Origin of the sequence: Pseudomonas sp. B21-012, assembly GCF_024749305.1 — a bacterium.
Lineage (GTDB): Bacteria > Pseudomonadota > Gammaproteobacteria > Pseudomonadales > Pseudomonadaceae > Aquipseudomonas.
Window position 1 is genome coordinate 4,166,234 of sequence record NZ_CP087197.1, and the last position, 25,670, is coordinate 4,191,903.

Below are 25,670 nucleotides of genomic sequence, written 5' to 3' on the forward strand. Positions count from 1 at the left end.
CGCCGCTGGCGCGGCGCACAGAAATTCATTGCAGCAGTAGCAAACATCAGCGCAATTGATAGTCAGTTGACGAACTTCAGGTCCGAGGGCGCATCCTGGGCCAGCTTCTGCACGGTTTCACCGAGCAAGCCACTGCGCGGATCACGGCGGATCACCACGATCTGGTTACTCTTCTGATTGGCCACCAGCAGGAACTTGCCGCTCGGGTCGAGGGTGAATTCCCGAGGATGATCACCTTCGACACTGCGCCGCTGCACCTGCATCAGCTTGCCGGTCTTGTCATCGACGGCAAACACCAGCAGCTCGTTGGCCGTACCGCGGTTGCTGACATACAGAAAGCGCCCGTCAGCCGACAGGTGCAAGGCCCCCGCCGCGCGGGCCGAGGCATCACCCTGTTCGGTCAAGGGCAGGCGTTGCAGCTCCAGCAGCTTGCCGTCCTGGTACTCGAACGCCACCACTTGCGCGCTCATTTCCAGGGTCAGGTAGGCATGCTTGCCGTCGCGGTCAAACAGCAAATGGCGCGGCCCGCTGCCCGGCGGCAGGCTGACCGGCTCCACCGCGCTCAGGGGCTGGGTGGGGCTGGCACCGTCGTAACGGTAGACAAACACCTTGTCGGCGCCAAGATCACTGGCGAACACGTACTTGCCGTCGTCCGAGGACACCACCGAATGCACGTGCGGCCCGGTCTGGCGCTCCGGGTTGACGCCGCTGGGCTTGTGCCGGTCTTGCTGCACCGAGGCCTGCAAACGGCCTTTACGGTTCACCGGCAACACACTGAGGCTGCCGCCCGGGGCGGGCAACACGCCGTAGTTGGCGACGAACAGGTAGCGCTGGTCATGGCTGAGGCTGGAATGGGTCGGCTCGTCGCCCAGGCTGGGCACCTGGTTCAGGGCCTTGAGGCTGCCGTCCTTGCCGATGGCAAAACTGCTGACCTGACCGTTGCCGGCGCCATTCTCGTTGACCGCGAACAGCAGGCGCTTGTCGACCGAGAGAGTCAGCCAGGACGGGTTTTCACTGTTGAGCACCTGCAGCGGCGTGGGGTCGATCTGGCCGCTGTCGCTGTTGAAGCGATAGCGGTAGATACCTTCGCTGCTACCTGCGGTGTAGCTGCCGACCAGCAGGTCGTGGGCCTGGGCGGTGAGCATCAGGCTCATGCTACTGGCGATCAGCAGGTTCTTCAGCAGGCGCGTCATCGTCATCCTCTTCGCTGGCACTAAAGGCACTCATACAGACTAGCCGATGCTCGCCGGTGTCGGCGTTGATCAGCCAGTCGGCACCTTCAGCGCGGGCGGCGCCGATCTGCTCCGGGGTGAACGACCATTGTTTACGAACGCGGCCGTCCATCAGCGCGATATGCAGGCCGGTTTCGTCGAAGGTGAAGTCAAAAGCGTGCAGGCCGTCGATCAGGAGCATGTCGCAGGATTCGAGGGCTTGGGAGAGGGTTGTCATTGCTGGGATATCACTGGCAGGAAAAGCCCATGATACCTGAAAGCATCGCGGGTCAAGTCGAGTCGTCGCACCGCCGCTCCCACATTGTAGGAGCGGGCTTGACCCGCGATTATCACCAGCAATCAATGGGCGAAAATCGAACCGCCCTGCTTGCCCGCCATTTTTTCCGGCTTGATCAGGAACCGCGCCAGTGCCGGCAGCAGCCACAACGCGCCGAACATGTTCCACAGCAGCATGAAGGTCAGCATCAGGCCCATGTCGGCCTGGAACTTGATCGCCGAGAAGATCCAGGTGCACACGCCGATGGCCAGGCACAGGCCGGTGAACAGCACCGCCTTGCCGGTGGACTTGAGGGTCTGGTAGTAGGCTTCCTGCAGCGGCAGCCCGGCGCGCAAGAAACTCTCCAGGCGGCTGTAGATGTAGATGCCGTAGTCCACGCCGATACCCACGCCCAGCGCCACCACCGGCAGGGTCGCGACCTTGACGCCGATGCCCATGAAGGCCATCAGGGCGTTGCCCAGCACCGAGGTCAGCACCAGCGGCAGGACAATGCACAAGGTTGCGGCAAACGAGCGGAAGGTGATCATGCACATCACCGCCACGCAGATGTACACCAGGATCAGGATGGTCAGCTCGGCCGACTTGATCACCTCGTTGGTGGCCGCCTCGATACCGGCGTTACCGGCCGCCAGGAGGAACTCCAGGCCTTCCTTGTTGTGGGTGTCGGCAAATTCCTGCACCGCCTTGACCGCGCGGTCGAGGGTCTCGGCCTTGTGGTCGTTGAGGAAGATCAGCACCGGCGCCAGCGAGCAGTCGGCGTTGTACAGGCCGTCGGCTCGGGAGATCGAGCTGTTGAGCACGTCCGGGTTGCGCGACAGGCTTTCCCATTTCAGGTTGCCCTCGTTCATGCCCTTGATCATCTGTTTGGACACGGTCACCAGGGAGATCGCCGACTGCACCCCCGGGGTGTTCTCCATCTTCCACATCAGCTCGTCGATCGGCGCCATGGTCGAGTGCACCGAGCAGCCTTCGGTCGGGGTCTTGACCATGACCACCAGCACGTCGGAGCTGGTCGAGTAGTTGTTGATGATGAAGGCGTTGTCCTGGTTGTAGCGCGAGTCCGGGCGCAGCTCCGGCGCGCCCTGGTCGAGGTCGCCGATCTTCAGGTTCTGGCTGTACCAGAGGCCGCCACCGAAGGCCAGCAAGGCCAGGACGATGGACACCGGCGCCACCTTGGCGCTGGCAAAATTCGACAGCAGGCGCCAGAACGGATGCTCGCGGGTGGCGTCCTTCTTGCTGCGCTCGATGGCCTTCTTGCTGATGCCGACATAAGAGATGGCGACCGGCAGCAGGATCAGGTTGGTAAAGACGATTACCGCCACACCGATCGAGGCACCGATGGCCAGCTCGCGGATCACGCCGATGTCGATAATCAACAGGGTGATGAAGCCCACGGCGTCGGCCAGGATGGCGATCATCCCCGGCAGGAACAGCTGGCGGAAGGTGCGCCGGGCCGCGGTCAGGGCGTTGTCGGCATCACTGGACTGCAAGGCGATGCCGTTGATCTTCTGCACCCCGTGGGAGATGCCGATGGCGAAGATCAGGAACGGCACCAGCATGGAGTACGGGTCGAGGCCGAAGCCCACCGCATGCATCAGGCCCAATTGCCAGACCACCGCCACCAGGGTGGTGATCAGCACGGCGATGGTGCTGCGGATACACCAGGTGAACCAGTACAGCAGCACCCAGGTGATCACCAGGGCGATGCCGAAGAACATCGCCACCATCATCAGGCCGTCGATCAGGTCACCGACCTTCTTGGCGAAGCCGACGATGTGCACCTTCACGTTGGGGTTCTGGGCCTGGAACTTGTCGCGGATCTTCTCTTCGAGCTGATGGGAGAATTGCTGGTAGTCGAGCTTGATCAGCCTGCCCTGGTCCTGCGGGTCGGGGTAGGACTCCAGCAGCGGGATGTCGATGATGCTCGACTTGAAGTTGTTGGCCACCAGGCGCCCGACCTGCCCGGACTTGAGCACGTTGTTGCGCAACTGGTCGAGGCTGTCGGCCGAGCCGTCGTAGGTCTGCGGGATCACCTCGCCGCCGGCGAAGCCCTCTTCGGTCACTTCGGTCCAGCGCACGCTGGGGCTCCACAGCGACTTAAGCCCCGAGCGGTCGACGCCGGGAATGTAGAACACCTCGTCATGCACCTGACGCAGGGTTTCCATGTAGTCCTTGCTGAAGATATCGCCGTCGGTGGCTTCCACCGAAATGCGCACGGTGTTGCCGAGGTTGGCCAGGTCGTTGCGGTGTTCGAGCATCTTCTCGATGAACGGATGTTCGAGCGGGATCATTTTTTCGAAGCTGGTGGACGGACGAATCTGCGTGGCCTGCCAGAACAGGAACACGCTGACCAGCAGGCAGATGAGGATCACCACCGGGCGGTTATTGAAGATCAGGCGCTCAAGCAAGGTCGCCTTGTCCTGATGGTGTTGCTGCTGGTTCATGTTGAACTGCTCCTGACGGGTCATGGCTGCACTCCTTCGGCGCCCTGGGCCGAAGCCAGGTGCACGCCACCCTGGCCCACCAGCACCAGGCGCCCTTCATTCAGCCCGCTGACGCCGGCTAGGGCAATGCGATCGGCCCGGTTGAACACGCTGAAGCTCTGACCGTCGTCGCTGCTGCGCAGCACGCTGCCGCCATTGCCCACGAGTACCAGGCTGCCATCATCGAGAAGCGTAGCGCTTGCCAGACCAAATTCGAGGTTGCCGCGCGCGGCTTTCAATTTGATCTGTTGCCAGGTGTCGCCAAAATCGCTGGAACGGTAGAGGTTGCCGCGCAAGCCGTAGGCCAGCAAAGTGCGTGGCTGGGCGGTACCGGTGACGCCAAACAGCGAGCCTTCATAAGGGCCTTCGAGCTTTTCCCAGGTCTGGCCGTCGTCGCTGGAGCGGAACATGCTGCCCTGCTCGCCAACGATGAACAGGCCGGCGTCTTTTACCGCGGCGATGCCGTTGAGGTGGAACTGGTCATCGTTATGCAGCCGATCGCCAACATCGTTCCAGTGCTTGCCACCGTCGGTGGTTTCCAGCAATGCGCCATAGGCGCCCACGGCGATGCCGTGCTGGGTGTCCTTGAACCAGACATCGAGCAGCGGCGCTTCACGCTTGAGGTCTTCGAATTGTTTATTCCAGGTGGCGCCGCCGTCGGTGCTGGCGAGGATCTGCGCATCGTGGCCGACCGCCCAGCCGTGCTGGTCGTCGACAAAATAGACGGCGGTGAGCAGTTGCCGGGTCGGCACCTTGGCCTGGGTCCAGGACTTGCCCTGGTCATCGGAAAACAGGATATGGCCGCGATCACCCACGGCGACCAGGCGTGCGCCGGCCTTGGTGACGTCCAGCAGCAAGCTTTTTACCGCCTTGGACGATTGGGTGGAGTAGTCATCGGTTTGCGCGGCTGCGGCTTCGGCCGTATTGGCCCACAGCCCGATTGCCAAGACCAGCAAGCCGCTGGCGGCCAATGCCCAAGGGCGATTGCCGGCTTTACGCGCAGCAGCGCCGAGACCCGCCATGACAGGCTCAGTCATAGATCTATCCCCCGTTTATTGTTATTTGGGTCAATCTATATGCAGGTACTGCAAAAACCGTGTTCCAGAGCCCCGCAATAGCTGAGAGCCATCCTATCGGGGTTTGCAAAGGGCTGACAACGAACGGGACGTTATCTTTTGTTAAGCGCAGGATTTGCGGGGAAGCAATCGCGGGTCAAGCCCGCTCCCACACTAAATGTGGGAGCGGGCTTGACCCGCGATGAGGCCATCAAGCCAGACTTTTGCTCACAACTTCATACACATCACTGGACAGCGAACCACTAGCCAGAATCCGCTCCAGCTCGCCTTTCATCAACGCCTGACGGGCGCTGTCGTATTTGCGCCAGCGGGTCAGCGGCGCCAGTTGGCGCGAAGCGATCTGCGGGTTGAGGGCGTTGAGCTCGATCACCAGGTCCGCCAGGAAGCGATAACCCGAACCATCGCCGGCATGGAAGTTGACCAGGTTCTGCCCGGCGAAGGCACCGATCAGGGCGCGGACCTTGTTCGGGTTCTTCATGGTGAAGGCCGGGTGCTGCATCAGCGCCTTGACCCGCGCCAGGCCGCCCGGCAGGGTGCTGGCCGCCTGTACGCTGAACCATTGGTCCATGACCAGGGGGTTGTCCTTGAAGTGCTCGGCAAAGCTTTCCAGGGCCTTGGCCCGCTGCGTCTCGAACGGCGAGTTGACCAGCACGGCCAGGGCGGTGAGGCGCTCGGTCATGTTGTCACAGGCGTCAAACTGCTCCAGGGTTGCAGCCAGCACTTCGGGCCGGGCGCTGAGCATCAGGTACGAGAGCACGATGTTCTGCAGGCTGCGACGGGCAAAGTGCTCGGCTTCGGCAACGTACTCGGTGCCACGCGATAGCGCGCGGTTGGCCTGGTAGCGTGCGTTGAGGGCATCGAACAGCTGCTCGGCGATCTGCTTGCGGGCGAACTCGCGGGCGGCGTGGATGGCATCGACGTCAGCCACTTCGCTGATTTCGGTGAGGTAGGCTTCGCTGGGCAGCGAGAGCATCTCGGCGACCATGGCCTGGTCCAGTTGCTCGTTGGCCAGCACCGTACCCAACGCGGTCACCAGGCGCTGATCCAGCACTAGCTTGGCGCCCTGCTGGTGCTGGGCGATCAGTTCCTGCAGCACCTGTACCGACAGTTGCTGGCCGGCTTCCCAGCGATTGAAACCATCGCTGTCGTGCTGCATGAGGAACATCAGCTGGTCACGGTCATACGGAAAGCTCAGCTTGACCGGGGCACTGAAGCCACGCAGCAAGGAGGGTAGCGGCTTGGCAGCGATGCCCTCGAAGGTGAAGGTCTGCTCGGCTTCGGTGACCGACAACACCCGCGAGGTGCCGTCTGCTGCCGCTTCACCTTGCAGGCGCAGGGCAATGTCGTTGCCCTGGGCATCGAGCAGGCCCAGTTCCACCGGGATCACGAATGGTTTTTTCTCGACCTTGTCCGGGGTGGCCGGGCAGCTCTGGCGGAACGTCAGGCTGTAAGTCTGCGCGGCGCTGTCGTACGCCTCGCTGACTGCCAGGCGCGGCGTGCCGGCCTGGCTGTACCAACGCTTGAACTGGGTCAGGTCGACGCCGTTGGCGTCTTCCATGGCCTTGATGAAGTCATCGCAGGTCACGGCCTGGCCGTCATGACGCTCGAAGTACAGGTCGCTGCCTTTACGGAAACCCTCGGCGCCTAGCAGGGTGCGGACCATGCGCACCACTTCCGAGCCCTTCTCGTACACGGTCAGGGTGTAGAAGTTGGAGATCTCGATGAAGCTGTCGGGGCGCACGGCGTGGGCCATGGGCCCGGCGTCTTCGGCGAACTGGTGGGTGCGCAGGTAGGCGACGTCCTCGATGCGCTTGACCGTGCGCGAGTTCATGTCGGCGCTGAACTCCGAGTCACGAAACACCGTGAAGCCTTCCTTGAGCGACAGCTGGAACCAGTCACGGCAGGTCACGCGGTTGCCCGACCAGTTGTGGAAGTATTCGTGGGCGACCACCGCCTCGACCCGCTGGTGCGCGGCGTCGGTGGCGGTTTCGGCGCGGGCCAGCACGCAGCTGGAGTTGAAGATGTTCAGGCCCTTGTTTTCCATGGCCCCCATGTTGAAGTCGTTGACCGCGACGATCATGAAGATGTCCAGGTCGTACTCGCGGCCATAGACTTCCTCGTCCCAGCGCATGGACTTCTTCAGGCTGGTCATGGCGTGCTGGCACTTGTCGATGTTTTCCGGCTCGACATAAATGCGCAGGGTCACGTCACGGCCCGACTGGCGGGTGAATTTGTCTTCGACGCACCACAGGTCACCGGCGACCAGGGCGAACAGGTAGGCCGGTTTCATGAACGGGTCTTCCCAGGTTGCCCAATGCCGGCCATCTTCCTGCGGGCCAGTACCGACCGGGTTGCCGTTGGACAGCAGCACCGGATAGCGATGCTGCTCGGCGATCACCGTGGTGGTGAACTTGCTCATCACGTCCGGGCGGTCGAGGTAGTAGGTGATCTTGCGAAAACCCTCGGCCTCGCACTGGGTGCAGAACATGCTGCCGGACTTGTACAGGCCTTCGAGGGCGGTGTTGCGCTCGGGGTGGATCTTCACGCTGGTGTCGAGGGTGAAGGTCGCAGCCTTGGGCTGTACGGTCAGGTGGCTGTCATCGAGCTGGTAGTCGCCGGCGGCCAGGGCCTGGTCGTCCAGGGCGACGCTGAGCAGCTCCAACTGCTGGCCGTCGAGCACCAGCGGCGGCAGGCCGGCACCACGGGCCGGATTGCGGCGCATGACCAGCTGCGCGTGGACCAGGCTGTGGTCCTCGAACAGTTCGAAGGTCAGGTGGGTCTCGTCGATCAGGTATTCGGGGGCCTGATAGTCCTTGAGGTAGATCACTTGCGGCTGTTCGGTACGCATGTGGCGGTCCTTTTTTACTGATGCACGGCGAGCTGGTACGCCGTGTATTTGCGAATATTGATCACGCCGGTGTCGAAGATCAGGTACTGGCCCTTGATGCCCAGCAGCGTGCCTTCAGCCACGGGGTTCTTGTCCAGGTTAAAGCTGACGATCTTGCTTGGGTAGGCCTCGACCGGGTAGCGGATTTCCAGCACTTCACCATCATTCAACGGCTGCACGGCCTGTAGGCCGAATCGTGCCTGCAGGGCAGTCAGGCCCTCGGCGCAGCTGTCGAACAGTTGCTGGCGCACGGCAAGCAGGTCGACCGCCTCGGCATCGCCCTTGAGCAAGGCGCGCCAGTTGGTGCGGTCGGCCACCTGGCTGCGGAACAGGTCTTCGACCAGCCCCGACTGCTGGCGGGTGGCAACCCGCACGATCGGCAGCGCCTGGCTGGCGCCCTGGTCTAGCCAGCGGGTGGGCAACTGGGTCGCCCGGGTAATGCCGACCTTGATGCCTGAGGAGTTGGCCAGGTACACCACATGATCGGCCATGCAGAACTGCTCGCCCCACGAAGGTTCGCGGCAGGTGCCCTGATCGTAGTGGCATTTTTCCGGAGCCATGATGCACACGTCGCACTGCGCAAGCTTGGTCATGCACGGGTAGCAATAACCCTGGCTGAAGCTGGTCTTGGTCTTGCGCCCGCAGTGGCTGCAATGGATGGCACCGAGGTATTCCAGGCGCAGGGTCTTGCCGATCAAGGGGTTGACCGGCACTTCCTGCTCGCCCAGACGAAAAGCGTACTGCACCACCGGCGCATCGAGACGCGCCGACATTTTACTGATGGAGCCGCGGCCGAGTTCGATCAATGGATCGCATCCGACTTGAACAGGATGTTCGGCACCGGTGCCGACTTCGAGGCGCATTCCTGCGGGCCCATGTAACCGGTACGCTGTTCTTCCGGCAGGTTCTGCAGCTCCCAGGCGATCACCGCCTGCAGCGACAGCTCTTTCTGCTCGGTGGTGAGCTTGCGCCCGTCTGCCCATTTGCCCAGCTCTACCGCCAGTTTCAGGCTCTGGTAGATTTCCGGGGTGATGTTTTCAATCATTTGCGCAAAAGTGGACATAAGGTCTCCCAAAATCAAGCGGTCAGTTTACGCCGGGCCAGCGCCCCGCCCAAGAGCCCGCTGAGGCAACCGACCAACAGCCCGCCGACATGGGCGGCGTTGGCGATCTGGCCGAAGCCGAGCAGGCTGATCAAACCGGACAGGCACAGCAGCAGCCACACCAGCATCATCACCAGCACGCCGCGCGGCATGCGATACACCGGGTTGGGCGCCAGCCACTGGTACAGCCAGATGTGCCCGAGCAAACCGTAGAGCACCCCCGACAAGCCGCCGAACAGGCTCGGGCCGCCAAACAGGTACTGCGCGGCGTTGGACACCAGGCTGAACAGCAAGGTCAGGCCGAGCAGGTTCCATGGCCCCTGGCGCAGTTCGATGCGCCGGCCCAGTTCCCAGTACCAGAGGCCGTTCATGGCCAGGTGGAGGATGCCGAAATGCACCAGCATCGGCGTGAACAGGCGCCACCACTGGCCATCGGCAAGGCTGGCGGCCAAGGGGGTGAAGTACAGGTAGTCACCCTGCACGCGAAAATCGAGGAAGGTCAGCCAGCTCAAGGTCGCGAAGTTGTCGCCAAGGCCGGTGAGGCCGGCGACGATCAGGCACAGCAAGAGAATCGCCGCCGTGGCCTTGCTGGCGCGCAACTGCTCGCCGATGCTCGGACGCGCCGGCGGCGCCAGGGCGGCATCGGCCGGCAGTTCGAACTCGGCATTGCCCTCGGGGAAACGCTGGTAAAGCTGGCGTACGTCTTCGGCGAGGTTCTCGGCCACCCACAACACCTGGTCACCGCCCTCCTCGCTGACCCGGTGAGGCACCTGCAGGCGCCGCAACAGGCCGACAAAGCCGCTGAGATCGGTACTCAACGGCATGCGTAATACCACCACTGCAGTCATTGGCTGGCCTCCGGCCGGTCGACATCAACCCAGACGAACTTGCGCGGGTCGATGCGGGTTTCAGCATCCAGGCGGTAAGCGACCAGTTTGCCGTACAGCACCGCACTGTAGTCCAGGCAGGCCAGGTTGGCGCGGATCGGCGCCGGCTTGCCGCTGCGCCAGTAATGGCCGACGAACAGCATCGGCTCGTCCTCGCTGTAGCGCAGCAAGGCGTTCTTCTGGCTGTGGCTGAGCGGCGCACTGGCCACCTGCTCGGGCAACGCATCGGGCTGGAAGACGATATCGCCGTAGGTCTGCGGGTCTTCTTCCCAGAACTTGGTGCGGAAAAACGCCCGGGTCAGGCCGTCGCCGCCAGTCAGGGTCAAACCGTCCGGCAGGCGCATGTCGGTGCCGCGCAACAGGCGGTTGCAGACTGTGGCGGCAAAGCTCTCAGGCACTGCCGAAGCCTGGATGAAATGCTCGTCGATGCGCCCGTCCGGGTACTGCTGGCGCAACGGGTCGATCAGCCGCGCATCCCAGCAGGCGTGGACAACGCGAAAACGCCCGGCGTCGATGAACAACGGCAGTTCGTAGAACCACTCGAGAAAGTCATGCCAGTCGCCTGGATGCTGTTCGAACTGGGTCAAGGTTTCGTAGATCAGCCGGCCGTGGCGCGGGGTGTGCTCGCGCACGTAGTGCTTGCCGCTCTCGGGCAACGCCGGGGTGTTCCAGCCCAGGGCGTTGTACTCGTGGTTGCCCATGATGCAGTGGGCCTGGCCGGCCTCGACCATGTCATGGACGATGTGCAGCGCTTCGCGAATCCGCGGGCCACGGTCGATGATGTCGCCAAGGAACACGGCCTGGCGCGACGGATGCCGCCAGACGCCACCCTGGCGCTTGTAGCCGAGGGCGTCGAGCAGGCGTTCGAGGGTATGTGCACAGCCGTGCACGTCACCGATCAGATCGAAACTGCGAGCGGGATCGAGCATCACTCGCCTCCACCACCCAGGCGGCTGCCCCAGCCGAGCTTGGTCCGGCATACCTCGTAGTAATTGTGATCCAGCGGATGGATCAGGCGCAGCTTCTGCGGCTTCTTGTTGACCGTGATGGTATCGCCGGGCGCGCAGGTGAAATGGTTCTGGCCGTCGCAGGAAATCTGCGGGTAGATCTGCAGGTCCTTGGACACGACGATCTTCAGCTCACTGTTGCCGTCAACCACGATCGGCCGCCCCGACAGCGTGTGCGGGTACATCGGCACGATGACGATGGCGTCGAGCTTGGGGTGCATGATCGGCCCGCCCGCCGACAGCGCGTAGGCGGTCGAGCCGGTCGGCGTGGCGACGATCAGGCCGTCGGCCTTCTGGCTGCAGACGAACTGGCCATCGATGTAGATCTCGAACTCGATCATTCGCGTCGACTTGCCCGGGTGCAGCACCACATCGTTGAGGGCGTCGCCCTGGCCGATGGCTTCGGCGTGCCGGCGCACTTCGGCCTGCAGCAGGAAGCGGTTTTCCACCAGGTAGTGGCCGTCGAGCACCTCGGCGACCTTGACCTCCAGCTCATCGGGGCGGATGTCGGTGAGAAAGCCCAGGCTGCCACGGTTGATGCCCAGTACCGGAATGTTGTGCCGGGCCAGGGCGCGGGCGGCGCCGAGCAGGCTGCCGTCGCCACCGACGACGATCACCAGGTCGCAGACCTCGCCCAGCAGCTTGCGGGTCGAGGTTTGCAGGCCGTGGCCGGGCAGGACTTCGGCGATGGTGTCCTCGAGGATCACGTGCAGATGCCGCGCCAGCAGGAATTTTTTCAGTCGGCGAATGGTATCGAGCACCTGGGAGCTGCCCAGACGTCCGATGATACCGATATTGCGAAATTGCTCCATGGGGCTCCAGGGCTCTGCGGCGGGTAAAGAGGCGATGCTCGCCAAAGAGTTCGATTATGGGCGAAAGCGCCGGGCAGCGGCAAACGCCGGAGAAATTCAGCAAGCGCGCAGGCTGAGCGGCTATGCTCGCAGAATGAACCCGTTTCCCAGCCTGACCGACCTGCCCCGCCAGTTGCGCCAGCCCCAGGTGCGCGACCTGGCCTGGGTGATCCTGGCGCCGCCGATGCTGCGCGACACGCCGTGGCCGCAGCGCCACCCGCTGGCGGCCAGCCGCTGGGTAGCCGAGCCTGAACAACTGCGCCAGTGGCTGCTGGCACAAGACCGCGACAGCCAGCCCCTGCTGCACTGGCTGGCCCAGGCCAGCACCCGGCGCCTGGGTTTGTACTACGAACGTCTATGGCAGTTCGTCCTCCAGCATGCCCCCGGGGTGACTTTATTGGCCGCCAACCTGCCGATCCGCAATGGCGGGCACACCCTCGGCGAGCTGGACCTGTTGCTGCGCGACAGCGACGGTGTGCACCACCTGGAGCTGGCGATCAAGCTGTACCTGGGGCCGCAGAACGGCACGGGAGAGAACCCGGCGCAGTGGCTGGGGCCGGGTTGCCATGACCGCCTGGACCGCAAGCTTGCCCACCTGGCCGAACACCAGTTGCCGATTTCGGCGCGCGCGGAAAGCCGCGAAGCGCTGGCGGCGCTGGAGATCGAGCAGTTCAGTGCGCAATTGTGGCTGGGCGGTTACCTGCTCTACCCCTGGCCGGGGCAGGCGCAAGCGCCGCGTGGGGCCAACCCGCAGCATTTACGCGGGCTCTGGTTGCATCAGCGGGACTGGGCGTCATTGCGGGGGCAAAGCGCGGCTGGTCGCTGGCAGCCGCTACCGCGCCATGCCTGGCTGGCGCCGGCCTGTTATCCGGCGCAGGACTGCTGGTCGGTGCAGCGCTTCGAAACCTGGCTGCAGGCCCTGGACCCGCTGGCTCCGGCGCAATTGCTGGTAAGGCTGGTCGAGGGCGAGCGTGGCGAGTGGGAGGAAGCCGAGCGCTTGTTCCTGGTCTCTGACCTTTGGCCCAATCTTCCCGGGTAAATGGTTTTGTCGGAGCGGCGGTGCGACGCCTCGACTTGCCCCGCGATCAGGCCAGCCCTAAACCAACGTCAAGCGCAACGCCAGCGCCACCAGCGTCAGCAGCAACACCGGCAGCGTCAGCACAATCCCGACCTTGAAGTAATACCCCCAGCCAATCTTCACCCCCTTGCGCTCCAGCACATGCAACCACAACAGCGTCGCCAGGCTGCCGATCGGGGTAATTTTCGGCCCCAGGTCACTGCCGATCACGTTGGCGTAGATCATCGCTTCCTTGACCACCCCGGTGGCGGCACTGGCGTCGATCGACAAGGCGCCGATCAGCACCGTCGGCAGGTTGTTCATGATCGACGACAGCACCGCGGTCAGCAGCCCGGTGCCCAGCGCTGCGCCCCATACCCCGCCGGTGGCGAAGGCATCGAGCCAGCCGGCCAGGTAATCGGTCAGCCCGGCGTTGCGCAGGCCGTAGACCACCAGGTACATCCCCAGGGAGAACACCACGATGTGCCAGGGCGCTTCTTTGAGCACCTTGCGCGTGGAAATCCTGTGCCCGCGTGCCGCCACCAGCAGCAACACCAGGGCACACACCGCCGAAATCGCGCTGATGGGGATGCCCAGCGGCTCAAGGGCAAAACAGCCGAGCAGCAGGATCGCCAGCACCAGCCAGCCGGCAACAAACGTCGCCGGGTCTTGCACCACGCTGCGCGGCGCATCCAGCTGCAGCGGGTCGTAGTCTGCCGGGATATCACCGCGGAAGTACCACAACAGCACCGCCAGGGTTGCCGCCACGGCAACCAGGTTGACCGGCACCATCACCGCCGCATAACGGTTGAAACCAATACCGAAGAAGTCCGCAGAGACGATGTTGACCAGGTTCGACACCACCAGCGGCAAGCTCGCGGTATCGGCAATAAAACCTGCGGCCATGACAAAAGCCAGGGTCGCCGCCGGGCTGAAGCGCAGGGCCAGGAGCATGGCCACCACGATCGGGGTGAGGATCAGCGCCGCGCCGTCGTTGGCAAACAACGCCGACACCAGTGCCCCCAGCAGTACGATGAAGCAGAACAGCCGCTGGCCACTGCCGCGCCCCCAACGCGCCACGTGCAGCGCCGCCCAGGCAAAAAAGCCAGCAGCATCGAGCAACAGGCTGATGATAATCAGGGCAATGAAGGTGCCGGTGGCGTTCCAGATGATCTGCCAGACCACCGGAATATCGCTCCACTGCACCACCCCACAGAGCAACGCCAGCAGCGCCCCGCCCGTGGCACTCCAGCCAACGCCCAGGCCGCGGGGCTGCCAGATCACCAGGGTAATGGTCAGGAGGAATATCAGCGATGCCATCAGCATGAAGTACAAGCCTTGTAGAAATCGGACTCAAGCGCCGGATTCTAGCGACAGATCAAGGCCTGCGTGACCAATTTCTGCTGCAATGGCCGGGTAATCGGCTGGCAAGCGGTTACAGTTAGCTGACTGCGCCACAAGAGCGCGGACTTCGACCTGATGATGAGGAATACCCATGACGTTGAGCCAAAACCAGGCCCGCTATGGCGGTCTGTCGATTGCCCTGCACTGGCTGATGCTGGTGCTGCTGGCGGCGGTCTACGCCTTTATCGAACTGCGCGGCATGTTCCCCAAGGACAGCGCCGAGCGCGCGCTGATGAAAGACCTGCACTTCATGCTCGGCCTGACGGTATTCGTGCTGGTCTGGCTGCGCCTGGCCCTGCGCCTGGGCCGCCCGACCCCGCCGATCATTCCGGCGCCGCCGGCCTGGCAGACCGGCCTGGCGCACCTGATGCACCTGGCCCTGTACCTGCTGATGATCGGCCTGCCGCTGGCCGGCTGGCTGCTGCTCAGCGCTGCCAACAAGCCGATCCCGTTCTATGGCTTCGAGCTGCCGGCGCTTATAGCCCCGGACCCGGACCTGGCCAAGTTCATCAAAGGCTGGCACGAGCGCATCGGCACCTGGGGCTACTGGTTGATCGGCCTGCATGCTGTTGCCGGCCTGTTCCATCACTATGTGCAGCGCGACAACACCTTGCTGCGCATGTTGCCACGCAATAACTAGGCGAACCCGCGGCGGCCCTGCAGGCCGCCGCTGTGCAAAAAGATCAGCCGGGTGCCGGCGGCAAAAGCCCCCGCTTCGACTTCCCGGCGCAGCGCCAGCAAGGCCTTGGCGGTGTACAGCGGCTCCAGCGGCATGCCCGTTTCAGATTCGCAGTCGGCCATAAACGCCACCAGCTCGTCATCGACCTTGGCAAAGCCGCCACGGCAGGCCTCATGCAGCCTGTAACCTGCCTTGCCAACCAGTGTTTCGACAGACTCGGGCACGCCGTGGTCCAGCGGTACGGCCAAGGCGCCATGCACCTCACGCCGGCCCGCCTCGGCCAACACCAACCCGGCCAGGGTGGTGCCGGTGCCGGCCGCCAGCCACCAGCCGTGGTAATCCGCCCAGCCCAGCGCCGCCAACTGCGCTTGCGCCTGCTCGACGATCAACGCACAGCCCTTGGCACCCAACGCCCCGCCACCGCCTTCGGCGACACATTGCCACCCCGGATAAAGCGCCTGCCACGGCTGCCAGAACCCCGGTTGATGACGCTCGCGATAACCGCCATATCCCAACCAGTGCAGTTGCATGCCAAAGGCTTGCAGGTCGCGCACGGTCGGGGTGTCCTGGGCATGGCCACGCAACAGCCCGGCGGTAGCAAAGCCGAAGCGCTTGCCCGCCGCCGCCAGGGCATGCAGGTGATTGGAATGGGCGCCGCCAAGGCTGATCACCCCGGGCGCCCCTTGGGCCTGGGCGTTTCGCAGGTGTTCGAGCAGCTTGAACCACTTGTTGCCACTGATCAGCGGGTCGATCAGGTCCAGGCGCAACACCGCGAGCTTCACGCCATGAGGGCGTAGCCAGTTCAGCGGCAAGGGTTGCAGGGGCGCGAGCGGAAGGTCGTCGAAATTGCCAATCATGGGCGGGGCACAACAGGGCTGCCAGGGCAGCGCAGTGTAACAGCGCGACGGGCCGGGCGGCCCGCCGCGCTGCGCCGGTCAGAGCTCGGCGGCCAGACGCGAGCCCTGGTTGATGGCGCGCTTGGCGTCCAGTTCGGCAGCGACATCGGCGCCACCGATCAGGTGCACCGACTGCCCGGCGGCGAGCAAGCCGTCCTGCAGTTCGCGCAGTGGATCCTGGCCGGCGCAGATGACGATGTTATCCACAGGCAGCACCTGCGGCTCGCCCTCGGCGATACGGATGTGCAGGCCGGCATCGTCGATATTCAGGTATTCGACGCTGTTGAGCATCTGCACCTGTTTGTTCTTCAAGCCCGTGCGGTGAATCCAGCCGGTGGTCTTGCCCAGGCCGTCGCCTACCTTGGTTTTTTTGCGTTGCAGGAGGAACACCTGGCGCGCCGGCGCGTGCGGCTCGGCCTTGATCCCGGCCACGCCGCCGCGGGCCTCGAGGTGGGTATCGATGCCCCACTCCTTCCAGAACGCTTCACGATCCTGGCTGGTGGCCACGCCCTGGTGCACCAGGTACTCGGAGACGTCAAAGCCGATACCGCCGGCGCCGATCACCGCGACCTTCTGCCCTACCGGCTTGCGCTGCAGCAGCACGTCCAGGTAGCTCAACACCTTGGCGTGCTCGATGCCAGGGATGGCCGGCAGGCGCGGGGCGATACCGGTGGCGAGGATGATCTCGTCAAAACCGCCCGCCGCCAGTTGCTCGGCATCGACGCGGGTGTTCAGGCACAGCTCGACACCGGTGGTCTGCAGCTTGCGCTTGAAGTAGCGCAGGGTTTCATAGAACTCCTCTTTGCCCGGCACGCGCTTGGCCACGTTGAACTGGCCGCCGATTTCGCTGGCCGAATCGAACAGGGTCACTTCATGGCCGCGCTCGGCCGCCACGGTGGCAGCCGCCAGGCCGGCGGGGCCGGCGCCGACCACGGCGATACGCTTGACCTGGGTTACCGGCAGGTAATTGAGCTCGGTTTCGTGGCAGGCGCGCGGGTTGACCAGGCAGCTGGTCAGCTTGCCGCCAAAGGTGTGGTCCAGGCAGGCCTGGTTGCAGCCGATGCAGGTGTTGATCTCGTCGCCACGCCCGGCGGCGGCCTTGTTGACGAACTCCGGGTCAGCCAGGAACGGCCGCGCCATCGAGACCATGTCGGCATCGCCCTCGGCCAGGATCTGCTCGGCGACTTCCGGGGTGTTGATGCGGTTGGTAGTGATCAGCGGGATCTGCACCGCGCCGCGCAGCTTGGCGGTGACCTTGGTGAATGCCGCACGCGGCACCTTGGTGGCGATGGTCGGGATCCGCGCTTCGTGCCAGCCGATACCGGTGTTGATGAGGGTCGCGCCGGCCTGCTCCACGGCCTTGGCCAGTTGCACGATCTCTTCCCAGCTGCTGCCGCCCTCGACCAGGTCGAGCATCGACAGGCGGAAGATGATGATGAAGTTCGGCCCTACCGCTTCGCGCACCCGGCGCACGATCTCCACCGCCAGGCGCATGCGGTTCTCGTAGCTGCCACCCCAGCGATCGGTACGCTGGTTGGTGTGGGCGGCGAGGAACTGGTTGATGAAGTAGCCTTCCGACCCCATGATCTCGACGCCGTCGTACTCGGCGCTTTGCGCCAGCAGCGAGCAGGTGACGAAGTCCTGGATCTGCTTCTCGATGCCCTCTTCGTCCAGCTCACGCGGCTTGAACGGGTTGATCGGCGCCTGGATCGCGCTCGGCGCTACCGATTTTGGGCTGTAGGCATAGCGCCCGGCGTGAAGGATCTGCATGCAGATCTTGCCACCGGCTTCATGCACCGCTTGGGTGACGATGCGGTGTTTATCGGCTTCTTCCGGCGTGCTCAGCTTGGCCGCGCCGGAATACACCCCGCCCTCCACGTTCGGGCCGATGCCGCCGGTCACCATCAGGCCGACGCCGCCACGGGCACGCTCGGCAAAATAGGCCGCCATGCGCTCGAAACCGCCGGGCTTTTCTTCAAGGCCGGTGTGCATCGAGCCCATCAGGGTGCGGTTGCGCAAGGTGGTGAAACCCAGGTCCAGCGGGGCGAGCAAATGCGGGTATTGAGCGGCGGCCATAGTCAACTCCACAACAGGCGTAATCACGGAATGCGGGCGCCTCGCCAAGGTTGGCGGGGCCCGTCAGTTATCTGAGGCCGACATTAAAGAGCCAGCGGGCGCGGCTCAATGACCGAAAGTGACAAGTTATTGATCCTGCTGCACTCGGGGTCTACCCTAGGGGCCGAATCCCTTTTCGGCGCTGTCCCGTTTCATGCGAAAACTTCTGTTGAGCGCCCTGGCGCTGGTTGTCATTGCCGTCCTCAGTGGCTACGGCTTCTGGACCGAGCAGCGCCCGGCCGGGCACTACCTGTCGGACCTGCGCATCGAGCTGGCCCTGAGCGAAGGCGTGCCGGCCGATCACGGCAACCTGCTGGGCGTCGAGCCGCAACTGTTCCCCGGTGACTACCAGAGCCTACAGCGCCTGCACCGCAAGCTGGCCGCCTACCTTGAACACGCCCGCGCCCAGGGCCTGGTCAACGCCAAAACCATCGTCATCCTGCCCGAACACATCGGCACCTGGCTGTGGGCCCGAGGCGAGAAGAGCGAGCTGTACCAGGTCACCCAACGCCGCGAAGCCCTGCAATGGCTGGAGCTGAGCAACCCGCTGCGCTACGGCCTGGCCCTGCTCGGCGCCGAGGGTGACGACCGCCGTGCCGACGCCCACCTGCGGATGAAAGCCGGGCAGATGGCCGAGGATTACCAGCAGTTGTTCGGCGGCCTGGCCAAGGAATTTGGCGTAACCCTGGTGGCCGGCTCCATCGTCCTGCCTGAACCTTACGTCGAGCGCGGCACCCTGCGCATCGGCTCCGGCGCCCTGTACAACGCAAGCCTGGTGTTCGCCAGCGACGGCTCGGTGCTCGGCCAGCCGCAACGCCAGCAGCACCCGGACAGTGAAGTGCGGCGCTTTATCAGCAGCGGCATCGATCAACCGCCACAGGTGCTGCAAACTCCGGCCGGGCGCCTGGGCGTGCTGATCGGCAGCGACAGCTGGTACCCGAGCAACCAGCAGCAACTGGCCAACCAGTTTGCCCAGATCGTCGCCAACCCGGTGTTTCTCAGCGGCCATGACAGCTGGAACGCGCCGTGGCGCGGCAACCGGCATCAACCCCTGGCCTCGTCGCTGGCGCTAAAGCCCGGTGAGGTGAGTGAACACGAAGCCTGGCAACGCCTGACCCTGAACGCCAACGCCGCCAGGGTCAGCAGCATGAGTGTGTTCCTGCGCGGGCGCTTCTGGGACCTGGCCGCCGATGGCCAGGGCTTTGCCCAGCTCAACGGGGTGAACCTGGGCGGCACGTCCAGCCCCGGTGCGCGCCTGCTGAACCTCTGGTTGTAGGGCATGAACCGTCCCCGCGTGCGCCTGGGCGACCTGTCGGTCGGTTTTATCCAGCCGCTGAGCGAAACCCTGCAGCAACGCGGCATCGATCCTACGGCCCTGCTCGCCCGCTACGGCCTGGAGCCAGCGCGCCTGGCCGAAGCCGGCGCGCGCCTGTCGATCCCGCGCTATATGCACCTGGGCCATGCTGCCATCGAACTGACCGGCGACCCGGCCCTGGGCCTGCACATGGGCCATATCAGCCGCCTGGGCCAGGCCGGCCTGGCCGGCGTCACTGCGGCACAAGCACCCACCGTGGGCGAAGCGGCGCGCACCTTGTTGCGCTTCGAGCCGCTGTACGCGGCCAACTACCGCGGGCACTCAAGCTTTCATGAAGACAGCAGCGGCGCCTGGCTACGGTTCTATTCGATCAGCCCGTACAACGCCTATAACCGCTTCGTGGTGGATTCGCTGCTGGCCGGCTGGCTGGCGCAGCTGTCGAGCCTGGCGGGTACGATGCTGCTGGCCGAACGGGTCGAGATCGAGTTCGAGGCGCCCGCCTACGCCGCCCACTATCAGGCCTTGAGCTGCAATCCGGTGCAGTTTGGCGCCGCCACCAATCAACTGCGCCTGAGCCGCGCCAACCTGGCCCTGCGCAACCCGGCGCACTGTCCGAGCACCTGGCAGCACCTGCTGCAGCTGTGTGAGGCCGAGCTTGAGCAACGCACGCGCATACGCAGCCTGGGCGAGCGCATCGCCCACCTGCTGGGGCCGCTATTGAATGGCGGACGGGAACCGGATCTGGAGGAAGTGGCCAGGCACCTGCAATTGCCGACCTGGACCCTGCGGCGCAAGCTGGCCGAGGAAGGCACGCAGTTTCGCGCCATCCTCAACGATACCCGGCGCGATCTGGCCATGACCTATATCCGTGACACGGAACTGGCCTTTGGCGAGATTGCCTACTTGCTCGGGTTTGCCTCGGCGGAGGCGTTTCAGCGTGCGTTCAAGCGCTGGAACGGCATCACCCCGGGCGAGTTTCGCCGCAGCCAGCGGCGTACCGGCTGATTACAGCTCGGTAGCGTCTTCGGCCGGCTCGACCGGGTCGAGCTCAATGGCGCGGTATTCGAGTAGTTCTTCTTGATAGTCGTCCATCGTCTGCTCCGTTGTTTCTCATTCATGTCATTGATTCATCAACGAGCCTAAAGTGCCGCGATGAAAGAAAAATGACAATGACGCTTATCAAAACAACGTAGCAGAGACGGGCGAATTTACAGCGGCGCCTGCTCGCTGCTGGCCGGTGCTACCGGGGCGATGGTCGGGGTCGGCTCTACGGGTGCCGGTGTGCTGCTGTCCTGGACGCTGATCGGCGCAGCTTCGGCGGGCGGCGGCACCGGCTGCGAGCCACTGCTGTCATCCACCACCGGCGCGGCCGGCACTTCGGCAGCCGGGGCCGGCGACGGTTCGCTGACCGGTACGCCAGCCGCTGCAGCCGCTGGTGCTTCAACCGGAGCCGGAGCCAGGGCGGCCGCTGGTGCTGCCGGCGCGGTCTCGGGCACACCCAGCTCCACCGCTGGCTTGGCTGCAGGCTTTGCCTCAGCCTTCTTCTTGGTTTCCTTGGGCAGGAAACTTTCCACCAGGGCGAAGTAACGCTCGTAGAACTTGGCCGAGGTCACGGTCTCGCTGGCAACCTTGACCATCGAATCGTCACTGGAGCCGATCGGCATCGACACCGAACCCAGCACGCCGACGCCGAGGCTGGCCGAGGTGTTGGATTTTTTCAGCGCATAGCGGTCCTGCAGGGCGTTGGCGAACATGGTCGAGCGCTGCTCGTCGCCGCTGTCGCGGGCACAGACCACGTTGAAGCTGATCTGCAGGTGCGAATCGCCAGTCTGCTGGAAGCTCTTGTTGCCATTGACCTGGCCAGCGTCGCTGCTGGTGATGATATAGCCCTGGCTGAGCAAGGCACGGCGCGCCGCTTCGCAGGTACCGGCTTCACTCACCGCAAAGCTGCGCGAGAAGGTACCCGAGTCGTCGAAATTCTCGTGTTCGTAAATGGCAGCTTTCTTCGAAGAACAGCCGGAAACACCCGCCAGCACAAGGGCCAGCCCGAGCGCACCGCAGACGGTTGACTTTGACATTGCAAATCCTGAGGAAACGGTCGGCGCCTATTGTGCAACACATCGACGGAATGCTGAAACCACAGGCGGGCAATCACCGCAGAAAATTCATACAAGGGGCCAGTGATCGCCCCTGATGCCGGGGCTTGACCATTGGTCGATAAACCCACAAATCCTTCGCTCAAGCCCTACGAACAGATCGGACCCATCCGACTTTTGCCCTGCCCATTCTACGACTACGCTGGCAACTAGCCATCACCACCTACCGGTCGACAGGAGTTATCTCGGTGAAGAACCTATCTGTGAAAATCAAGTTGCTGCTTGGCTTTGCGCCCATTCTGGTACTGATGGTGCTACTCGCCATTACCGCCATCAACAGCTTGAACACCCTGACCCAGCGCGCCGATCGCCTGGTGTCGGTCAACTACATCCTCGACAACCTCAATGAAATGCGCGCCGCCCAGCTGAGCTTCGAGCAACGCCGCGAAGGCAGCTTCGCCAGCCAGCTGGTACAGGCCCACCAGGAGGCCAGCCGCCTGGTCGAGGAAAACCTCGGCGCCCTGCCCGATGCCGACTCGCAGCGCCTGCTCAAGGCCACTGGCGATGATCTCAAGCAGTACCTGCAACAGTTCGAGCAACTCAAGGCGGCCAGCGGCGGCACCCTGCTGCAGAGCAAGCTGCATGACCAGTTGCTGCAGACCGTGCATCAGGGCCTGGAGGCGATCAACCAGTTGATCACCCTGCAGAACCAGAAGAGCACCGAGGAATCCAGCGACAGCCGCAGCCTGATGCTGGGCTTGCTGTTCGCAGCCCTGGTGCTGGGCGTGCTGATCAGTGCGCTGATCATCCGCCAGGTGACCCAGCCACTGCGCCAGGCGGTGGAAATTGCCCGGCGCATTGGCCAAGGCGACCTGACCAACACTGCCAGCGAACCACGCCGCGACGAGTTCGGCCAGCTGTTGCAGGCGCTGGCGCAAAGCGGCGAGAACCTGCGCGAGATGCTTGGCCAGGCCGGGCATGTCACCCGCCAGCTGTCGACCGCCGCTGAAGAGCTGTCGACCATCACTGAACAGACCAGCGCTGGCATCACCAGCCAGAAGGTCGAAACCGACCAGGTGGCCACGGCAATGAGCGAGATGGTTGCCACCGTCCAGGAAGTCGCGCGTAACGCAGAAGAAGCCAGCGAAGCCACGCACCAGGCCGACAGCCAGGCCAAACAGGGCAACCGCGTAGTGCAGCAGGCCCTGAGCCAGATCGGCCGGCTGGCCGACGACATCGGCAATTGCGCCAGCGCGGTCAGCCAATTGTCGCAAGAAAGCGAGCGCATCGGCACCGTGATGACGGTGATCAACGCCATTGCCGAACAGACCAACCTGCTGGCCCTCAACGCCGCCATCGAGGCGGCGCGCGCGGGGGAGGCCGGGCGCGGCTTTGCCGTGGTCGCCGATGAAGTGCGCGGGCTGGCCCAGCGCACACAACAATCAACAGCGCAGATCGAGTCGCTGATCCTGTCGTTGCAACAAGGCGCGCAGAAAGCCGCCGAAATGATGCAAGCCAACCAGCAACAGGTCGGCGGTACGGTGGAGCTGGCCAACCAGGTCGGTATCGAGCTGCAGGCCATCACCCAGACCGTGACCGGCATCCAGACCATGAACCTGCAGATCGCCACCGCCGCCGAACAGCAGAGCAGCGTCGCCGAATCGATCAACCGCAGTGTGCTCAGCGTGCGCGACGTTGCCGAACAGTCGTCCACCGCGTCTCAGCAGACGGCGGCTTCGTCAGTGGAACTGGCGCGCCTGGGCAGTGAACTGCAACAGCTGGTGGCGCGCTTTCGGGTGTAACCGGTAAGTCAGCCGAACAGGCCGCCGTCGTCGCTGTCGATAACGATCGACGACAGGCTCACATGCCGCGGCCGGGTCACGGCAAACAGCACGGCCTCGACCACGTCACGGTTGGTGCCGCGCTCGCCTTTCTGGCGTTGGGCGGCGGCCTCCCAGGCCGGTTGCGTCGGGCAGATGTCGTCCAGGTACGGCGGGTGCACGCACAGCGAACGGATCGGCGTACCGGCCAGTTGCTGACGCAACCCCTCTGCCAGTGCACGCTGGGCCTGCTTGGCGGCGTAGAACGGCACTGAGACGCTGTGCAAGGCGGCATTGGGCAGCGCGCTGATCGAGCCTATGGTGACGATGTCCGGGCGCTGAGAGCGGCGCAGAGAGGCCAGCAAGCCCTGGGTGAAGAGGAAGGTACCGGTGACCGCAGCGTTGATCACGCCGTGGATGTCTTCAGGGGAATAACCTTGCTCGTTGTGCTCCAGCCACATGGCGCCGTTGTTGATCAGCAGATCGATAGTGGGGAAGCGCTGGCTGATGGCCTGCGTTGCCTGGGTAACGCTGGCGCTGTCGGCGAGATCGACCTGGACAGTCAATGGCAGTTGAGCGGTGCGGGTTTCGATCGTGGCAGCGACTTGGGCCAGGGCTGCTTCGTTGCGGCCACAGAGCACGACCTTGCAACCAGCGTCGGCCAAGGAGATGGCCAACGCGGCACCCAGGCCGCGTCCGGCACCGGTGATGACCGCGATCGAGTCTTGAAGATTGTTCATCCTGAACCTCAGTGGAAGACTTGAGGCGCTAGCATACCGCTTGTGCGGACTGGATGCAGACCAAGCAGGCCTGAAAAGCATCGCGGGGCAAGTCGAGGCGTCGTACCGCCGCTCCCACTGAGTGGGAGCCGGCCTTGCCGGTGATGGCCGTACCACGGTGCCAAAATTTCGGCACAAAAAAAGCGACCCGAAGGTCGCTTTCTCTGGTACTGCAATATGGCGCAGCGGACGGGACTCGAACCCGCGACCCCCGGCGTGACAGGCCGGTATTCTAACCGACTGAACTACCGCTGCGTGTCGTGCTCACCCGGGCTGCGCAAAGGCTGCAAATCCCGGGCACAAAAAAAGCAACCTCAGGTCGCTCTCTTTGTTACTTCGAGGAGTTCAAGGGCCTCGAAGCGAAGATGGCGCAGCGGACGGGACTCGAACCCGCGACCCCCGGCGTGACAGGCCGGTATTCTAACCGACTGAACTACCGCTGCGTATCGTACAGGCTTGCGCCCGCTTGAAACTGGGATCTGGCTACAAGGCTGTTTGGCCCTGGAACCTCAAACCGGTCGTTAAACCGATCTGGAGAAAAGTGGCGCAGCGGACGGGACTCGAACCCGCGACCCCCGGCGTGACAGGCCGGTATTCTAACCGACTGAACTACCGCTGCGCATATGGACTTGCGTCCGGTTCCTCTCTGGTAACACCTTCTTGCGAAAGTGTCGGGTCAGGAACATCTCAGGAAGTGGTGGGTGATGACGGGATCGAACCGCCGACCCTCTGCTTGTAAGGCAGATGCTCTCCCGGCTGAGCTAATCACCCGTGTGCTTCGCTGAGGTGGCGAAATTTACGCAGGTATCGAACCTAAGTCAATAGCCTGATTGAAGTTTTTTTCACGGGGGTGGAAAAAACAGCTTCAAGGTTCAAGCTGCAAGCTACAAGAAAAAGCAAAATCAAAAGCACAACGCGGACGTCTTGCCGCTTGCCGCTTGCCGCTACCGATAAATCATCTTCTTGGTCATGCCGCCGTCGACCACGAATTCCTGGCCGGTGACGAAGCCGGCGTTGCGCGACAGCAACCAGGCCACCATCGCCGCTACGTCTTCTACCGTCCCTACTCTGCCCGCCGGATGCTGGGCATGGTCGGCTTCGGTCAGGGGTTCGGCACGGCGCTGGGCTGGATCACGGGCGTCGATCCAGCCGGGGCTGACGGCGTTGACGCGAATCTCCGGGCCCAGGCTCATGGCCAGGGCATGGGTCAGGGCCAGCAGCCCGCCCTTGCTCGCGGCATAGGCCTCGGTGTCGGGCTCCGATTGCCCGGCGCGGGTCGACGCCAGGTTGACGATCGCCCCGCAATGGGCGCGCAGGTACGGCGCACAGTGCTTGGCCAGCAGCATCGGGCCACCGAGGTTGACCGCCAGCACCCGGTTCCAGTGCGCCAGGCTCAGGCTTTCGAGGGTGGTGTTGTGCGGGTCGGCAATCGCCGCGTTGCACACCAGGGCGTCGAGCCGGCCAAACTGGCCCAGCACTTGGGCCACGCCGGTCATCACCTGGGCTTCGTCGGCGACATCCATGCCGACGAACCAGGCGTTGTCGCCGAGCACCTTGGCCACTTTCGCGCCACGGGCCCGGTCGAGGTCGGTGAGCACCACCTGCCAGCCTTCGCTGATCAGCCAGGCGGCAATGCCCAGGCCGATGCCCCGCGCCGCGCCGGTGACCAGGGCGACGCGGCCGTTATGGCTGCTATCGCCCACCGAC

At 64.0% G+C, this 25,670-nt stretch carries 21 protein-coding genes and 4 tRNA genes; 5 read left to right on the forward strand and 20 right to left on the reverse strand.

From position 1 onward, the window contains the following. Nucleotides 1-62: 62 nt before the first annotated feature. The 10 genes from LOY37_RS18900 to LOY37_RS18945 all read right to left on the reverse strand — a co-directional run bounded on the left by LOY37_RS18900 (nt 63) and on the right by LOY37_RS18945 (nt 11,763). On the reverse strand, nt 63-1,193 hold the full coding sequence (locus LOY37_RS18900) for a lactonase family protein (RefSeq protein ID WP_258715505.1): 1,131 nt from the start codon (nt 1,191-1,193) through the stop codon (nt 63-65). Then, entirely contained in the window at nt 1,156-1,449 is a 294-nt protein-coding gene (locus LOY37_RS18905; RefSeq protein WP_123567320.1) for a DUF5629 family protein, read from the reverse strand. Before LOY37_RS18905 ends, LOY37_RS18900 begins: the two co-directional genes overlap by 38 nt. Before the next feature lie 122 nt (nt 1,450-1,571). Further along, nucleotides 1,572-3,953, reverse strand: coding sequence for an RND family transporter (locus LOY37_RS18910; RefSeq protein ID WP_195886034.1), 2,382 nt, complete (start codon nt 3,951-3,953; stop codon nt 1,572-1,574). Between the two features lie 20 nt (nt 3,954-3,973). Continuing rightward, nucleotides 3,974-5,029 carry a YCF48-related protein gene (locus LOY37_RS18915; RefSeq protein WP_258715506.1) on the reverse strand — a complete coding sequence of 352 codons (1,056 nt, stop codon included), beginning with the start codon at nt 5,027-5,029 and terminating at the stop codon, nt 3,974-3,976. Between the two features lie 229 nt (nt 5,030-5,258). After that, on the reverse strand, nt 5,259-7,916 hold the full coding sequence (gene pepN / locus LOY37_RS18920) for an aminopeptidase N (RefSeq protein WP_258715507.1): 2,658 nt from the start codon (nt 7,914-7,916) through the stop codon (nt 5,259-5,261). 14 nt (nt 7,917-7,930) lie between these two features. Next, nucleotides 7,931-8,761, reverse strand: a complete 831-nt coding sequence (locus LOY37_RS18925; RefSeq protein WP_258715508.1) for a DUF2797 domain-containing protein — start codon at nt 8,759-8,761, stop codon at nt 7,931-7,933. After that, nucleotides 8,758-9,018 carry a YeaC family protein gene (locus tag LOY37_RS18930; RefSeq protein WP_045195064.1) on the reverse strand — a complete coding sequence of 87 codons (261 nt, stop codon included), beginning with the start codon at nt 9,016-9,018 and terminating at the stop codon, nt 8,758-8,760. The genes LOY37_RS18925 and LOY37_RS18930 overlap by 4 nt, the downstream gene beginning before the upstream one ends. 14 nt (nt 9,019-9,032) lie before the next feature. Beyond that, entirely contained in the window at nt 9,033-9,905 is an 873-nt protein-coding gene (locus LOY37_RS18935; protein ID WP_045195066.1) for a rhomboid family intramembrane serine protease, read from the reverse strand. Then, nucleotides 9,902-10,873 carry a metallophosphoesterase gene (locus LOY37_RS18940; protein WP_093380644.1) on the reverse strand — a complete coding sequence of 324 codons (972 nt, stop codon included), beginning with the start codon at nt 10,871-10,873 and terminating at the stop codon, nt 9,902-9,904. The genes LOY37_RS18935 and LOY37_RS18940 overlap by 4 nt, the downstream gene beginning before the upstream one ends. Then, nucleotides 10,873-11,763, reverse strand: coding sequence for an NAD(+) kinase (locus tag LOY37_RS18945; RefSeq protein ID WP_045195070.1), 891 nt, complete (start codon nt 11,761-11,763; stop codon nt 10,873-10,875). Before LOY37_RS18945 ends, LOY37_RS18940 begins: the two co-directional genes overlap by 1 nt. 133 nt (nt 11,764-11,896) lie before the next feature. On the opposite strand from LOY37_RS18945, the gene LOY37_RS18950 reads away from it, so the two are divergent. Continuing rightward, entirely contained in the window at nt 11,897-12,841 is a 945-nt protein-coding gene (locus LOY37_RS18950; RefSeq protein WP_258715509.1) for a DUF1853 family protein, read from the forward strand. A 57-nt stretch (nt 12,842-12,898) separates the two neighbouring features. Here the strand turns inward: LOY37_RS18950 and LOY37_RS18955 are convergent, their stop codons facing one another. After that, nucleotides 12,899-14,185 (reverse strand): arsenic transporter, encoded by a 1,287-nt coding sequence (locus LOY37_RS18955; protein WP_258715510.1) that lies wholly within the window; start codon nt 14,183-14,185, stop codon nt 12,899-12,901. A gap of 169 nt (nt 14,186-14,354) precedes the next feature. On the opposite strand from LOY37_RS18955, the gene LOY37_RS18960 reads away from it, so the two are divergent. After that, the gene (locus LOY37_RS18960) at nt 14,355-14,903 is read left to right on the forward strand and encodes a cytochrome b (protein WP_093380638.1); all 549 of its coding nucleotides are present in this window, start codon (nt 14,355-14,357) and stop codon (nt 14,901-14,903) included. Here the strand turns inward: LOY37_RS18960 and LOY37_RS18965 are convergent. Then, nucleotides 14,900-15,799 (reverse strand): 1-aminocyclopropane-1-carboxylate deaminase/D-cysteine desulfhydrase, encoded by a 900-nt coding sequence (locus LOY37_RS18965; protein ID WP_258715511.1) that lies wholly within the window; start codon nt 15,797-15,799, stop codon nt 14,900-14,902. The genes LOY37_RS18960 and LOY37_RS18965 overlap by 4 nt on opposite strands. A 78-nt stretch (nt 15,800-15,877) precedes the next feature. Then, complete coding sequence (locus LOY37_RS18970; protein WP_258715512.1) at nt 15,878-17,914, reverse strand: NADPH-dependent 2,4-dienoyl-CoA reductase; 2,037 nt, start codon at nt 17,912-17,914, stop codon at nt 15,878-15,880. Between the two features lie 193 nt (nt 17,915-18,107). On the opposite strand from LOY37_RS18970, the gene LOY37_RS18975 reads away from it, so the two are divergent. Beyond that, nucleotides 18,108-19,229: a nitrilase-related carbon-nitrogen hydrolase gene (locus LOY37_RS18975; protein ID WP_258715513.1), complete on the forward strand. Its 1,122-nt coding sequence runs from the start codon at nt 18,108-18,110 to the stop codon at nt 19,227-19,229. A gap of 3 nt (nt 19,230-19,232) precedes the next feature. Beyond that, nucleotides 19,233-20,273 (forward strand): AraC family transcriptional regulator, encoded by a 1,041-nt coding sequence (locus LOY37_RS18980; RefSeq protein WP_045195083.1) that lies wholly within the window; start codon nt 19,233-19,235, stop codon nt 20,271-20,273. 203 nt (nt 20,274-20,476) lie between these two features. Here LOY37_RS18980 and LOY37_RS18985 read toward each other — a convergent pair whose 3' ends face one another. Then, complete coding sequence (locus LOY37_RS18985; protein ID WP_258715514.1) at nt 20,477-21,346, reverse strand: DUF2242 domain-containing protein; 870 nt, start codon at nt 21,344-21,346, stop codon at nt 20,477-20,479. 266 nt (nt 21,347-21,612) lie between these two features. Between LOY37_RS18985 and LOY37_RS18990 the strand changes: the two genes are divergently transcribed. Further along, nucleotides 21,613-23,166: a methyl-accepting chemotaxis protein gene (locus tag LOY37_RS18990; protein WP_258715515.1), complete on the forward strand. Its 1,554-nt coding sequence runs from the start codon at nt 21,613-21,615 to the stop codon at nt 23,164-23,166. A gap of 8 nt (nt 23,167-23,174) precedes the next feature. Here the strand turns inward: LOY37_RS18990 and LOY37_RS18995 are convergent, their stop codons facing one another. The 6 genes from LOY37_RS18995 to LOY37_RS19020 form a co-directional block, all read right to left on the reverse strand. Further along, a complete protein-coding gene (locus LOY37_RS18995; RefSeq protein WP_258715516.1) occupies nt 23,175-23,924 on the reverse strand; it encodes an SDR family oxidoreductase in 750 nt (249 codons plus the stop codon). 217 nt (nt 23,925-24,141) lie between these two features. Then, nucleotides 24,142-24,218, reverse strand: a tRNA-Asp gene (locus LOY37_RS19000). A 111-nt stretch (nt 24,219-24,329) separates the two neighbouring features. After that, nucleotides 24,330-24,406, reverse strand: a tRNA-Asp gene (locus tag LOY37_RS19005). Nucleotides 24,407-24,505: 99 nt separating this feature from the next. Continuing rightward, a tRNA-Asp gene (locus LOY37_RS19010) sits at nt 24,506-24,582 on the reverse strand. Between the two features lie 76 nt (nt 24,583-24,658). Continuing rightward, nucleotides 24,659-24,734, reverse strand: a tRNA-Val gene (locus tag LOY37_RS19015). A 173-nt stretch (nt 24,735-24,907) separates the two neighbouring features. After that, nucleotides 24,908-25,666 carry an SDR family oxidoreductase gene (locus LOY37_RS19020; protein WP_177414847.1) on the reverse strand — a complete coding sequence of 253 codons (759 nt, stop codon included), beginning with the start codon at nt 25,664-25,666 and terminating at the stop codon, nt 24,908-24,910. Nucleotides 25,667-25,670: the final 4 nt, after the last annotated feature.

What these genes read in the sequence shown, in the direction of transcription:
- LOY37_RS18900 (WP_258715505.1), bottom strand. Translation starts at nt 1,193, where the DNA reads ATGACGCGCCTGCTGAAGAACCTGCTGATCGCCAGTAGCATGAGCCTG.
- LOY37_RS18905 (WP_123567320.1), bottom strand. Translation starts at nt 1,449, where the DNA reads ATGACAACCCTCTCCCAAGCCCTCGAATCCTGCGACATGCTCCTGATC.
- LOY37_RS18910 (WP_195886034.1), bottom strand. Translation starts at nt 3,953, where the DNA reads ATGAACCAGCAGCAACACCATCAGGACAAGGCGACCTTGCTTGAGCGC.
- LOY37_RS18915 (WP_258715506.1), bottom strand. Translation starts at nt 5,029, where the DNA reads ATGACTGAGCCTGTCATGGCGGGTCTCGGCGCTGCTGCGCGTAAAGCC.
- pepN (WP_258715507.1), bottom strand. Translation starts at nt 7,916, where the DNA reads ATGCGTACCGAACAGCCGCAAGTGATCTACCTCAAGGACTATCAGGCC.
- LOY37_RS18930 (WP_045195064.1), bottom strand. Translation starts at nt 9,018, where the DNA reads ATGTCCACTTTTGCGCAAATGATTGAAAACATCACCCCGGAAATCTAC.
- LOY37_RS18935 (WP_045195066.1), bottom strand. Translation starts at nt 9,905, where the DNA reads ATGACTGCAGTGGTGGTATTACGCATGCCGTTGAGTACCGATCTCAGC.
- LOY37_RS18940 (WP_093380644.1), bottom strand. Translation starts at nt 10,873, where the DNA reads ATGCTCGATCCCGCTCGCAGTTTCGATCTGATCGGTGACGTGCACGGC.
- LOY37_RS18945 (WP_045195070.1), bottom strand. Translation starts at nt 11,763, where the DNA reads ATGGAGCAATTTCGCAATATCGGTATCATCGGACGTCTGGGCAGCTCC.
- LOY37_RS18950 (WP_258715509.1), top strand. Translation starts at nt 11,897, where the DNA reads ATGAACCCGTTTCCCAGCCTGACCGACCTGCCCCGCCAGTTGCGCCAG.
- LOY37_RS18955 (WP_258715510.1), bottom strand. Translation starts at nt 14,185, where the DNA reads ATGCTGATGGCATCGCTGATATTCCTCCTGACCATTACCCTGGTGATC.
- LOY37_RS18960 (WP_093380638.1), top strand. Translation starts at nt 14,355, where the DNA reads ATGACGTTGAGCCAAAACCAGGCCCGCTATGGCGGTCTGTCGATTGCC.
- LOY37_RS18965 (WP_258715511.1), bottom strand. Translation starts at nt 15,799, where the DNA reads ATGATTGGCAATTTCGACGACCTTCCGCTCGCGCCCCTGCAACCCTTG.
- LOY37_RS18970 (WP_258715512.1), bottom strand. Translation starts at nt 17,914, where the DNA reads ATGGCCGCCGCTCAATACCCGCATTTGCTCGCCCCGCTGGACCTGGGT.
- LOY37_RS18975 (WP_258715513.1), top strand. Translation starts at nt 18,108, where the DNA reads ATGCGAAAACTTCTGTTGAGCGCCCTGGCGCTGGTTGTCATTGCCGTC.
- LOY37_RS18980 (WP_045195083.1), top strand. Translation starts at nt 19,233, where the DNA reads ATGAACCGTCCCCGCGTGCGCCTGGGCGACCTGTCGGTCGGTTTTATC.
- LOY37_RS18985 (WP_258715514.1), bottom strand. Translation starts at nt 21,346, where the DNA reads ATGTCAAAGTCAACCGTCTGCGGTGCGCTCGGGCTGGCCCTTGTGCTG.
- LOY37_RS18995 (WP_258715516.1), bottom strand. Translation starts at nt 23,924, where the DNA reads ATGAACAATCTTCAAGACTCGATCGCGGTCATCACCGGTGCCGGACGC.